The sequence below is a fragment of the Methylobacterium sp. 22177 genome (genome assembly GCF_052045615.1).
Taxonomy (GTDB): Bacteria; Pseudomonadota; Alphaproteobacteria; order Rhizobiales; family Beijerinckiaceae; genus Methylobacterium; species Methylobacterium radiotolerans.
Genome location: NZ_JBQEPK010000024.1, coordinates 92,887 through 104,371, shown reverse-complemented (window position 1 = coordinate 104,371; position 11,485 = coordinate 92,887). Strand labels below are relative to the sequence as shown.

Sequence of the window (11,485 nt, the reverse complement as noted above, 5' to 3'; positions counted from 1 at the left end):
CGGGGCCTCGATCCCGCAGGCCGTCCAGCTCGCCGCCGACGAGATCAACGCCCAGGGCGGCGTCGACGGCCGCCAGATCCAGGTCGTCACCTACGACGACAAGTCCTCCGCCTCCGACGCGGTCCGCGCCTTCCAGCGGGCGGTCTCCGAGGACAAGGTCAACCTCGTCATCGCCAGCTACATCTCGGAGGTCGTGCTGGCGCTGATGCCCTGGGCGGCCCGGCTCAAGACGCCGATGATCACGCCGGGCGCGGCCTCGAACGAGATCAGTCTCGCGGTCCACAAGGACTACGCCCGCAACAAGTACACCTTCCACGGCTACCTGACCTCGGCGGCCCTGGCCCAGTCGATCTGCGACTCGACCAAGGACTTGCTGATCGACCTGATGAAGGTGAAGACCGCCGCGATCATGAGCGAGGACGCCGCCTGGACCCGGCCGCTCGACGTCGGCTACGAGAAGTGCCTGCCGGAGATCGGCGTGAAGGTGGTCGATCACATCCGCTTCTCGCCGGACACGGGCGACTTCACGCCGATCTACAACAAGATCGAGGCGGCCAAGCCCGACCTGATCGTCACCGGCATCGCCCATGTCGGCGTGCAGCCGACCGTGCAGTGGCAGAACCAGCAGGTCCCGATCGCCATGACGGGCATCAGCGGCCAGGCGACCTCCTCGACCTTCTGGGCCAACACCAACGGCGGCACCCAGGGCGTGCTGTTCGACAGCGTGGCGGTGCCGGGCGTGGCGCTGACCGAGAAGACGATCCCGTTCGCCGAGGCCTTCACCAAGCGCTTCGGCGGCGCGCCGTCCTACGCGGGCTACATGGCGTACGACGCCACGCACTACGCGGCGGAGGCGATCAAGCGGGCGGGCTCGACCGAGGCCGACAAGCTGGTCGAGGCCCTGGAGAAGACCGACTACGTCGGCACCGTCGGGCGCCTGAAGTTCTACGGCAAGGACGACCCGTTCACCCACTCGATCCAGTACGGGCCGGGCCTGATGACCAGCGTCCTCGGGCAGTGGCAGAACGGCAAGCAGGTGGCGATCTGGCCGGCCGCGACCGCCAACGGGACCATGATCCTGCCCCCCGCGGTCAAGCCGGCGGTCCAGTAGGTCGAGCGGGGAGAGCGCGGTGATCGGCCTCCAGATCCTCGTCGACGGTTTCGCGATCTCGGCCCTCTACGCGCTCGGCGCGATGGGCTTCACCCTGATCTTCGGGGTCTCGGGCGTCCTCAACCTGACCCACGGCGCCCTGATGGTCATGGCTGCGGTGGCGGCCTGGGCGGCCTCGGCGCTGTTCGGGCTCGGCTCCTACGCGGGCGCGGCGATCGGCATCCTGTGCGGGCTCGCGGGCGCGCTGGTCACCTACTTCGCGGTGGTCGCGCCGATCGAGCGCAGCCGGGCGATCCCGCGGGAGGAGAAGGAGATCTTCGTGCTCACCGGCACGCTGCTCTGGGGGATCATGATCCAGGAGCTGGTGGCCTACTTCTTCACCGACAACCCGAAGACCGTGCTGCCGATCGTCGAGGGCGTCTTCGAGATCGCGGGCGTGCGGACGCCGAGGAACCAGGTCTTCACCGCGGTGGTCTGCTGGATCGTGATCGGCCTCCTCTGGCTGTTCGTGAACCGGGCGCGGGCCGGCAAGGTCCTGCTCGCCGCCTCCATGAACCCGCGGGGCGTCACGCTGCTCGGCCACGACATGGGCAAGATCTACGTGGCGGTCTGGGCGATCTACGGCCTGCTCGCCGGCACCGCCGGGGTGCTGCTCGGGATGTTCCTGGGGGTGTCCTCGTACTCGGTGGGGCCGCTCACCGCGAGCGCCTTCTCGATCGTGGTGCTGGGCGGCCTGGGGAGCGTCACCGGCTCGCTGATCGCCGCCTACGTGGTGGGGTATCTGGAGACCGCCACCGCCTACCTGATCTCGCCGGCCTACCGGGTGATCCCGGCCCTGCTCCTGCTGGTCGCCGTCATGTACCTGCGCCCGCAGGGCCTGCTGGGGCGGCGGTGATGATGGAATCGGAGTGGGGCATCGACGCCGGCGGCAGAGCGCGACGCACCCCCTCTCCCGAGCGGGAGAGGGCTGGGGTGAGGGATGAGGAGGCTCCGGATGGAGCAGCCCATCCCCGGGCATTCCGGTCGCGCCTCGTCCTGCAAGACCTGATCCCTCACCCTGACCCTCTCCCGCACGGGAGAGGGGACCCGCGCCGTGCCCGCATCGCTTCGGGCAATCGGATCCCTCGCAGTCGGTCCCGGTCTGGCTAATCCATGAAGCTCCTCACCACCCCCGGCTTCTGGATCGCGGTCCTCGCCGTCCTGGCCGCCGCCACCCTGCCCTGGTGGGTCTCCGGCTACATCCTCGGCCTCCTGACCATCGCCTACTATTTCGGCGTGTTCTCGATGGCCTGGGACCTGCTCTTCGGCTTCGCCGGCGAGGTGAATTTCGGCCCGACCTTCCTGATCGGCCTCGGGGCCTACGGCGCTGGCATCCTCAACAACCGCTACGAGCTGCCGATCCCCTACTGCCTCGCGGCCGGGACCGTGCTCGCCGTGGTCGGCGGCCTCGCCCTGGCGCTGCCGGCGCTGAAGGTCCGCGGCCCCTATTTCGGGCTGATCACCCTGGTGGCGGTCCTGCTCCTGCAGAACATGATCGTGGTGTTCTCCGGCCTCACCGGCGGCGAGATCGGCCTGACCGTGCCGGACGTCATCTCGATCGACGCCGACACCAATTACTGGCTGGCGCTCGGCTTCATGGCGGTCTCCGGCCTGATCCTCACGGCCATCGCGCGCTCGCCCGCGGGGCTGATCCTCCAGGCCGCCGGCCAGGACCCGGTGGTGACCGGGGCGCTCGGCTTCAACGTCGCCAAGCACAAGCTCGCGGCCTTCGCGGTCAGCGCCGCCTTCTCGGGCCTCGCGGGCGGGCTGGTGGTCTTCTACATGGGCACCGCCTCGGTCGGCACGCTGATCAACACCTCGGTCGGCGTGCAGGTGATCATCGCGGCGGTGCTCGGCGGCCGCCGCACCATCGTGGGCGCGGCGCTCGGCGCCGTGTTCCTGATCGCGGCGGGCGAGCTGCTGCGGCCGCTCGGCGGCCTCTCGACCTTCGTGGTCTCGGCGGTGGCGCTGCTGGTGATCCTGTTCGTGCCCTCGGGGCTGCTCGGCCTCGCCTCCTTCCGGAGCGCCCGATGACCGTCGCCGTGGCGCCCCCGCCGGCCGTGTCCCCCGTTCGGGCCGAGCCCTGCCTCACCGTGCGCGGCCTGACCAAGCGCTACGGCGGCCTCGTCGCCGTCAAGGGGATCGACCTCGACCTGCGGCCCGGCGAGATCCTGGGCCTGATCGGCCCGAACGGCTCGGGCAAATCCACCGTGATGAAGCTGATCATGGGGCTGGAGCGGCCGAGCGCCGGCTCGATCCGCCTCGACGGCGCCGAGATCGGCGGGATGCCGGCCCACCGGGTGGCGCGCTCTGGGATCGGCCTCGTGTTCCAGCACGCGCGGCCGCTCCAGCGGCAGACGGTTCTCGAAAACATCAGCCTCGCGCTCCTGCCCGACAGCCTGATCCGGCTGGCCGCGGACCCCCACGTGGCGCGGCGCGCCAAGGAGATCGCCGAGCGCGTCGGCCTCGGCGCCGTCGTCGACCGGCGGCCCGGCACCCTGCCCTTCGCGGATCTCCGCCGGCTGGAGCTCGCCAAGGCCATCGCCCGCGACCCCCGGGTGGTGCTGGTCGACGAGCCCTTCGCGGGCCTGACCGGCGGCGAGGTCGCGGCCTTCTCGGAGCTGATCCGCGGCTTCCGCGACGAGGGCAAGGCCGTGCTCCTCGTCGACCACAACGTGAAGAGCGTCGCGGCCCTCGTGGACCGGGTCTTCGCCATGTATCTCGGCGAGCGCATCGCCGAGGGCTCGGCCGAAGCCGTCATGGCCGACCCGACCGTCCGCCGGGTCTATCTCGGCGGCAGCATCGAGACGGCGGCCCGGCCGGAAGCCGCGTTCAAGCCCGACTCGCTACTGACCGTCGAGAATGTCGACGTGCTCTACGGCAAGGCGCAGGCCCTCCGCTCCGCCTCGATCCACGTCCACGAGGGCGAGTTCGTCTCGGTGGTGGGCCTGAACGGCGCCGGCAAGACCACGCTGTTCAACGCGATCTCGGGCCTCGTCCCGCATGGGGGCACGATCCGGTTCGACGGCCAGGATCTCGCCCGGATGAAGCCCGCCGCCATCGCGCGCGCCGGCATCGTCCAGGTGCCCGAGACCCGGGAGCTGTTCGGCGACCTCAGCGTGCGCGAGAACCTCGACCTCGGCGGCCAGCATTTCCCGAAGGCCGAGAGCGCCAAGCAGCGGGAGTGGCTCTACGAGCTGTTCCCGATCCTCAAGGACCGCGAGACGCAGAGCGCCCGCACCCTGTCAGGCGGCGAGCAGCAGATGCTGACCATCGCCCGGGCGCTGATGATGCGGCCCCGCCTCCTGATCCTCGACGAGCCGACTCTGGGCCTCGCCCCGGTGATCCTGGAGCTGCTGTCGAAGGCCTTGGAGAAGCTGCGGCAGACCACGCCGATCACGGTGCTGCTCGGCGAGCAGAACGTCACCTTCGCGCTCCCGCACGCCGACCGGGTCTACGTGCTGGAACAGGCGCGGATCGTCTGGGAGGGCCCGCCGCAGCGCTTCGCCAGCGAGATGGGATCGGCCTATCTGTGAGGGGGGCGTGATCCGGGTCGATCAAGATCTAGGTTCGATTTGGGTCGGAGCGCGGGTCCCCTCTCCCGTGCGGGAGAGGGACAGGGTGAGGGATCAGGTCTGTCCAGAGAGGGCTCGATCTGACTGCGCGACAAGGGCGGGCTCGATCCTGTGGCTTCTCGTCCCTCACCCCAACCCTCTCCCGCACGGGAGAGGGGGCGCGTCGCGCCGTGGGTGAAGGCAACGGGAAGGCGGGCAGCCGGCGCATGCAAGCTCGGTGCGCTCGCCCGGCAGAGAAACCCTAGGGAGCGGACACCGTGGATTTCACCCTCTCCCCCTCCCAGACCCACTGGCTGACCCGCGTCCGCGCCTTCATCGAAGACGCGATCCTGCCGGCCGCCGCCGCGGTGGCGGCCGAGCGCGCGGAGAGCCGCGAACCCTCGCCCACCATGGAGCGGCTGAAGGAGAAGGCCCGGGCCGAGGGCCTGTGGAACCTGTTCCTGCCGCCCTCCCCCGAGCACGACACCGACGCCTATCGCGGCGCCGGCCTGACCAACCTCGACTACGCGCTGTGCGCCGAAGAGATGGGCCGGGTCGGGATCGCCTCGGAGGTGTTCAACTGCGCGGCGCCCGACACCGGCAACATGGAGGTGCTGCACCGCTACGGCACCGCGGCCCAGAAAGACCGGTGGCTCAAGCCCCTGATGGCCGGCGAGATCCGCTCGGCCTTCCTGATGACCGAGCCGGAGGTCGCCTCCTCGGACGCCACCAACATCGCGACAGCGATCCGCCGCGACGGCGACCACTACGTCGTCGACGGCCGCAAGTGGTGGTCGACCGGCGTCGGCGACCCGCGCTGCAGGATCGCGATCCTGATGGGCAAGACCGACCCGGAGGCCCCCCGCCACCGGCAGCAATCGCAGATCCTCGTGCCCATGGACACGCCGGGCGTGCGCGTCGAGCGCCTGCTCCCGGTTTTCGGCTACGAGGACGCCCCCAAGGGCCACGGCGAGGTGGTGCTGGAGAAGGTCCGCGTCCCGGCCGGGAACCTCATCCTCGGCGAGGGGCGCGGCTTCGAGATCGCGCAAGGCAGGCTCGGGCCGGGCCGCATCCACCACTGCATGCGCACCGTCGGGGCCGCCGAGGTGGCGCTGGAGGCCATGGCGCGGCGGCTCGTGTCCCGGGTCGCCTTCGGCAAGCGGATCAGCGAGCAGTCGGTCTGGGAGCAGCGGGTCGCCGAGGCGCGGATTGACATCGAGATGACCCGCCTCCTCTGCCTGAAGGCCGCCGACATGATGGACAAGGTCGGCAACAAGGGCGCCAAGCTCGAGATCGCCATGATCAAGGTCGCGGCGCCGCGGGTGGCGCTGAAGGTGATCGACGACGCCATCCAGGCCCATGGCGGGGCCGGCGTCTCGGAGGATTTCGGTCTCGCCAAAATGTACGCCCATATCCGCACCCTGCGGCTCGCCGACGGGCCCGACGAGGTCCACAATCGCTCGATCGCCCGGCTGGAATTCGGGCGCTACACCAATGCCCGGGAGGGGGCATGAGCGACGCCGAAATCTTCTCCGGCGTGAAGCCGGTCGAGCCGCGCCACCGGATCGACGAGGCGAAGCTCGCCGCCTGGATGGCCGAGCACGTCCGGGGCTTCGCCGGCCCGCTCACCGTGCAGCAGTTCCGCGGCGGCCAGTCGAACCCGACCTATCGGCTCGACACGCCGGGTCAGGCCTACGTGCTGCGCCGAAAGCCGTTCGGCGCGCTCCTCCCCTCCGCCCATGCCGTGGACCGCGAGTTCCGGGTGATCGGCGCCCTCTACGGCGAGGGGTTTCCGGTGCCGCGCCCCTTCGCGCTGTGCGAGGACCCGGAGGTGATCGGTGCGGCCTTCTACGTGATGGAGGCGGTCGACGGCGCCGTGCACTGGGACGGCGCCCTGCCGGGCCTCGATCCCCACGCCCGCCACCGCCACTACGCGGGCATGATCGCCACGCTGGCGCGCCTCCACGCCATCGACCCGGAGGCGGCGGGGCTCGGCGATTACGGCCGGCCCGGCAATTACTTCGCCCGGCAGGTCGACCGCTGGACCCGCCAGTACCGCGCCGCCGAGGACGGGCGGCTGGAGGATGTCGAGCGCCTGATCGCGTGGCTGCCCCGCACCGTGCCGGAGCAGCAGGGCGCCTGCGTGGTCCACGGCGATTACCGCCTCGACAACCTGATTTTTTCGCCAGATGGCGGTGTCAGCGCCGTGCTCGACTGGGAATTGTCGACGCTGGGCGATCCGCTCGCCGATTTCAGCTACCTGCTGATGCAGTGGGCATTGCCGGCGGACGGGCGCAGCGGGCTGGGCGGGCTCGACCTCCAGGCGCTCGGCATCCCCACGCGGGACGAGGCGGTGGCGCTCTACTGCCGGGCGTCGGATCGCAAAGACCTGCCCGATCTCGACTGGTACTTCGCCTACAACTTGTTCCGCTTGGTCGGCATCCTCCAGGGCGTGGCGGCCCGCGCCAAGGCCGGCAACGCCGCGAGCGAGCACGCCGCCGCGATGGCGGCGCGGGTGCCGAAACTCGCCGCCGCGGCCTGGGGCTTCGCCGAGCGGGCGGGGGCGTGAGCATGGACCTCGCTGGCCGCGTCGTCGCCGTCACGGGGGCCGCCCGGGGCATCGGCCGGGCGCTCGCGGAAGCCGCACGGGCGCGGGGCGCGACGGTCGTGGCCCTCGACCGGGACGGGGCCGGGGCGGAGGCGGTGGCGGCGGGACTCGGCGGCCGGGCCTTCGCCCTCGACGTGGGCGATGCGGTGGCGGTCTCCGCCATCCTGGCGCGCATCGAGGCCGAGATCGGCCCGGTCGCGCTGTACTGTTCCAACGCCGGCCTCCTGGAGCGCGACCCCGATCCGGATCTGGCCACCTCCGCCGACCCGGAGAGCTGGGCGCGTGCCTTCGCGGTGAACGTGATGGGCCACGTCCACGCGGCGCGGGTGCTGGTCCCGCTCTGGCGCGCCCGGGGCGGCGGCGCGTTCCTCGGCACGGTCTCGGCGGCGGGGCTGCTCAGCCAGATCGGCAGCGCCACCTACGGTTCCACCAAGCACGCGGCGCTCGCCTTCCTGGAGCATATCGCCATCGCCCATGCCGAGGACGGGATCCGGGTCGCCGCCCTGTGCCCGCAGGGCGTCGACACCGCCATGCTGGGGGAAGCCAGCGCCGCGTCGCGCGACGGCGTGCTGACGCCGGAGGTCGTCGCCGAGGCGGCCCTCGACGGGCTGGCGTCGGGGCGCTTCCTGATCCTGCCGCATCCGCAGGTGGCGGAGTACGCCCGCCGCCGGGCCGAGGATCCCGAGCGCTGGCTCGCCGGCATGGCGCGGCTGCGCCGGTCGATGCGGGCGGGGGCGTGAGGATGGGCGGCTCCGGGCTATCCCACCGATGGCCGGATGAGGCGCGGGTCCGCTCTCCCGCACGGGAGAGGGGACGCGTCGCGACCATCACGATCCGCGAACCAAGATTGGAAGCCGTTCGCCGCTTCACGCAGCGCAGAGTCTCGCCATGTCCCTGTTCGACCTGACCGGCAAGGTCGCCCTCATCACCGGCTCGTCCCGGGGCATCGGGCGGGCGATCGCCCTGCGGATGGCCGAGCACGGCGCCCGCGTGGTGATCTCCTCGCGCAAGCGCGAGGCCTGCGCGGCGGTGGTCGCCGAGATCGAGGCCGCCCACGGCGCCGGCCGGGCCGTGGCGATCCCGGCCAGCATCTCGGTGAAGGCCGAGCTGGAACACCTCGTCGCCGAGACCGAGAGCCGGCTCGGGCCGGTCGACGTTCTGGTCTGCAACGCCGCCAGCAATCCCTATTACGGGCCGCTGGCCGGCATCTCCGACGCGCAGTTCCGAAAGATCCTCGAGAACAACGTCCTGTCGAACCACTGGCTGATCCAGATGGTCGCCCCCGGCATGGTGGCGCGGCGGGACGGGGCGATCGTCATCGTCTCCTCGATCGGGGCGCTCAAGGGTTCGCCCGTGATCGGCGCCTACAACGTCTCGAAGGCCGCCGACCTCCAGCTCGCCCGCAACTACGCGGTGGAGTACGGGCCCGCCAACGTGCGGGTGAACTGCCTGTGCCCGGGCCTGATCCGCACCGATTTCGCCCGCGCCCTGTGGGAGGATCCCGCCATGCTGGCCGCCACCACGGACGCCGCCCCCCTGCGCCGGATCGGCGAGCCCGACGAGATCGCCGGCGCCGCCGTGTTCCTGGCCTCGGCGGCCGGCCGGTTCGTGACCGGCCAGGCGCTCGTGATCGACGGCGGCGTGACCATCGCCCGATGAGCCCCGATCCCCGCATCCCCGCCGGCTGGCCGGCCCTGCCCTTCCGCGAGGCCGAGGCGCGGCTCACCGCCCCGGGTGCGCCCTTCGCCATCACGACCATCGCCATCCGGGGCGTGCCGACCCGGATCTGGGAGAAGGCCCCGCCGACGCTGGGCGACCTGTTCAAGATCGCGCGCGGCCACGGGGACAAGACCTTCGTGGTCTACCGCGACGAGCGGGTGACCTTCACGGGCTTCGCCCGCGCCGCCACCGCCCTGGCGCGGGCCCTGGTCGAGGCCGGCGTGCGCAAGGGCGACCGGGTCGCCATCGCGCAGCGCAACCTGCCCGAATGGCCGGTGAGCTATTTCGGCGCGCTGCTCGCCGGGGCGATCGCGACGCCGCTCAACGCGTGGTGGACCGGGCCCGAACTCGCCTACGGCCTGCAGCATTCGGGCGCGCGGGTGCTGATCGCCGACGGCGAGCGCTTCGACCGCATCGCCCCGCACCTGCCCGAATGCCCGGCCCTGGAGCGGGTCCTCACCGCGCGGACGGCGCCGGACCCCCGGGCGACGCCGCTCGCCGACATCCTCGGGCCAGTCCGGGACTGGGGCGCCCTGCCCGACCTGCCCCTGCCCGACATCGCCCTCGACCCGGAGGACGACGCGACCCTGTTCTACACCTCGGGCACGACCGGCAGGCCCAAGGGCGCGGTCGGCACGCACCGGGCGGCCGCCACCACGGTGATGGCCTACCCCTACTCGGCGGCGCGCAGCGCCCTGCGCCGGGGCGAGGCGCCGCCGAAGCCCGACCCGGCCGCGCCGCAGCGGGCGGCGCTGCTGGTGATCCCGCTGTTCCACGTCACCGGCTGCCACGCGAGCCTCGGGGCGGCCCTCTACGGCGGCCACCGGCTGGTGATGATGCACCGCTGGGACGCGAACGCGGCCCTCGACCTGATCGAGGCCGAGGGCTGCACCAGCGCGGGCGGCGTCCCGACCATCGCGTGGCAGCTCGCCACCGCGGCCCGGGAGGCCGGCCGGCCCCTGCCGACCCTCGAGGGCGTCACCTACGGCGGCGCTCCAGCGGCCGGCGACCTCGTGCGGGCGCTGGGCGAGGCCCTGCCGCGGGTCGTCCCGGGCACCGGCTGGGGCATGACCGAGACCTCGGCGACCTTCACCCACCACCAGGGCGAGGATTACCTCGCCCACCCGGAATCCTGCGGCCCGCCTTTGCCGGTCTGCGAGGTGCGGATCGTCGATCCCCTCGGGGAGCCGCTGCCGCCGGGCAGCATCGGCGAGCTCTGCGCGAAGGGCCCCAACGTGGTCCGCGGCTACTGGGACGACCCGGCGGCCACCGCGGAGGTGCTCTCCGAGGGCTGGCTGCGCACCGGCGACCTCGCCCGCACCGACGAAGAGGGCTTCCTGACCATCGTCGACCGGATCAAGGACATGCTGATCCGCGGCGGCGAGAACATCTACTGCGGCGAGGTCGAGAACGCCCTCTACGCGCATCCGGACGTGATCGACGCCGTGGTGCTGCCGGTGCCCCACCCGACGCTGGGCGAGGAGCCGGGCGCCATCGTGGTGCTGGCCGAGGGCGCCGAGACCGGCCCGGAGGCGATCCGCGCCTTCGCGGCCGAGCGGCTCGCGGCGTTCAAGGTGCCGGTGCGGATCGAGATCTGGGACGGGCTCCTGCCCCGCAACCCCGCCGGGAAGATCCTGCGGGCGCCCCTGCGGGCGGTGTTCGCGGCCGGTTCAGGTCAGAACGGCTCGCCCTCGTCGTCCGGGCGATAGACCCGCAGGGTGCGGCCGTCGGGGAACTGCACCGTCCGGCGGTGGACGACGACGTAGCCGGCGGCCTGGGCGCTGCTGAGGCGGTCGAGGCGGTCGTCGGTGTAGCCCGACGCGTAACCCGGCGCGTAGCCGTAGCCGTAGCCGTAGCCCGGCCCGTAATTGTAGGCCCGGTAGCGGGCGTAGCCTTCCGGGGGCGGCGGCGCGGCCGCGACGACCTGCGGGGCGCCCCGGACGGTCCGGGCCGGCGCGGCGGCGACGCGGGCGCGGCGCGCGGCGGCGACCCGCTTGGGCGCCGACGCCGCGCGGGCGGTCTTCCGCTCCGGCGCGCGCCGCGCGGCCACGGCCTTCCGCCGGGCGGGGGCCGCCCGGGTCTCGGTCGCGGCGGCGGGGGTCGCGGCCTGGGTCGAGGCGGACGGCGCCGGTGCGGCCGCCTTCGGGTCCGCGGCCGGCGCCTTCGGGGACGCGGCCTTGTGGGCCGGCGGGTCCGTCCAGGTCGTGGCGACGGATTCGGCGGAGGCGCCACCGATCCCCAGGACCAGCATGAGGGCGGCGAGGCTCGTTCGCGCACCGTGCGGCATGGCGCCCTCCTGTCATCGCGGGGTTTCGGACAGATCCGCGGGGCAGCGCAACAATAGATCGAACCGCCGCGCAGGGGAATCGCGTCGCTGCATTTCCACCAGGATCGCCGAAACACGTTTAATACGGATGACGGCCGGCGCCGGACGCGGACGGGCCGTCCGACGAC

General features: G+C 72.3%; 10 protein-coding genes. 9 read left to right on the top strand and 1 reads right to left on the bottom strand.

Annotated elements, in window-relative coordinates; translation table 11 throughout:
* The 9 genes from ACTJK8_RS20805 to ACTJK8_RS20765 all read left to right on the top strand — a co-directional run.
* A partial coding sequence (locus tag ACTJK8_RS20805) for an ABC transporter substrate-binding protein (RefSeq protein WP_440762445.1) occupies positions 1–1,111 on the top strand: 1,111 nt, incomplete at its 5' end.
* A gap of 19 nt (positions 1,112–1,130) precedes the next feature.
* The gene (locus tag ACTJK8_RS20800; protein WP_012318797.1) at positions 1,131–2,006 is read left to right on the top strand and encodes a branched-chain amino acid ABC transporter permease; all 876 of its coding nucleotides are present in this window, start codon (positions 1,131–1,133) and stop codon (positions 2,004–2,006) included.
* Positions 2,007–2,263: 257 nt separating this feature from the next.
* The gene (locus tag ACTJK8_RS20795; protein WP_012318798.1) at positions 2,264–3,184 is read left to right on the top strand and encodes a branched-chain amino acid ABC transporter permease; all 921 of its coding nucleotides are present in this window, start codon (positions 2,264–2,266) and stop codon (positions 3,182–3,184) included.
* Positions 3,181–4,686 (top strand): ATP-binding cassette domain-containing protein, encoded by a 1,506-nt coding sequence (locus ACTJK8_RS20790; RefSeq protein ID WP_029361515.1) that lies wholly within the window; start codon positions 3,181–3,183, stop codon positions 4,684–4,686. The genes ACTJK8_RS20795 and ACTJK8_RS20790 overlap by 4 nt, the downstream gene beginning before the upstream one ends.
* A gap of 296 nt (positions 4,687–4,982) precedes the next feature.
* Entirely contained in the window at positions 4,983–6,218 is a 1,236-nt protein-coding gene (locus ACTJK8_RS20785) for an acyl-CoA dehydrogenase family protein (protein WP_440762444.1), read from the top strand.
* A complete protein-coding gene (locus ACTJK8_RS20780; RefSeq protein ID WP_024830342.1) occupies positions 6,215–7,273 on the top strand; it encodes a phosphotransferase family protein in 1,059 nt (352 codons plus the stop codon). Before ACTJK8_RS20785 ends, ACTJK8_RS20780 begins: the two co-directional genes overlap by 4 nt.
* A 2-nt stretch (positions 7,274–7,275) precedes the next feature.
* A complete protein-coding gene (locus ACTJK8_RS20775) occupies positions 7,276–8,052 on the top strand; it encodes an SDR family NAD(P)-dependent oxidoreductase (RefSeq protein ID WP_440762443.1) in 777 nt (258 codons plus the stop codon).
* Between the two features lie 148 nt (positions 8,053–8,200).
* Entirely contained in the window at positions 8,201–8,971 is a 771-nt protein-coding gene (locus ACTJK8_RS20770; protein ID WP_440762442.1) for an SDR family NAD(P)-dependent oxidoreductase, read from the top strand.
* Positions 8,968–10,740 (top strand): class I adenylate-forming enzyme family protein, encoded by a 1,773-nt coding sequence (locus tag ACTJK8_RS20765; RefSeq protein ID WP_440762441.1) that lies wholly within the window; start codon positions 8,968–8,970, stop codon positions 10,738–10,740. The genes ACTJK8_RS20770 and ACTJK8_RS20765 overlap by 4 nt, the downstream gene beginning before the upstream one ends.
* On the opposite strand, the gene ACTJK8_RS20760 is transcribed toward ACTJK8_RS20765, so the two are convergent.
* Complete coding sequence (locus ACTJK8_RS20760) at positions 10,707–11,318, bottom strand: hypothetical protein (RefSeq protein ID WP_076727728.1); 612 nt, start codon at positions 11,316–11,318, stop codon at positions 10,707–10,709. The genes ACTJK8_RS20765 and ACTJK8_RS20760 overlap by 34 nt on opposite strands.
* Positions 11,319–11,485 lie beyond the last annotated feature (167 nt).

Excerpts from the sequence above, each read along its gene's own strand:
- ACTJK8_RS20780 (WP_024830342.1), top strand. The coding sequence starts at position 6,215 with ATGAGCGACGCCGAAATCTTCTCCGGCGTGAAGCCGGTCGAGCCGCGC.
- ACTJK8_RS20775 (WP_440762443.1), top strand. The coding sequence starts at position 7,276 with ATGGACCTCGCTGGCCGCGTCGTCGCCGTCACGGGGGCCGCCCGGGGC.
- ACTJK8_RS20760 (WP_076727728.1), bottom strand. The coding sequence starts at position 11,318 with ATGCCGCACGGTGCGCGAACGAGCCTCGCCGCCCTCATGCTGGTCCTG.
- ACTJK8_RS20790 (WP_029361515.1), top strand. The coding sequence starts at position 3,181 with ATGACCGTCGCCGTGGCGCCCCCGCCGGCCGTGTCCCCCGTTCGGGCC.
- ACTJK8_RS20795 (WP_012318798.1), top strand. The coding sequence starts at position 2,264 with ATGAAGCTCCTCACCACCCCCGGCTTCTGGATCGCGGTCCTCGCCGTC.
- ACTJK8_RS20770 (WP_440762442.1), top strand. The coding sequence starts at position 8,201 with ATGTCCCTGTTCGACCTGACCGGCAAGGTCGCCCTCATCACCGGCTCG.
- ACTJK8_RS20765 (WP_440762441.1), top strand. The coding sequence starts at position 8,968 with ATGAGCCCCGATCCCCGCATCCCCGCCGGCTGGCCGGCCCTGCCCTTC.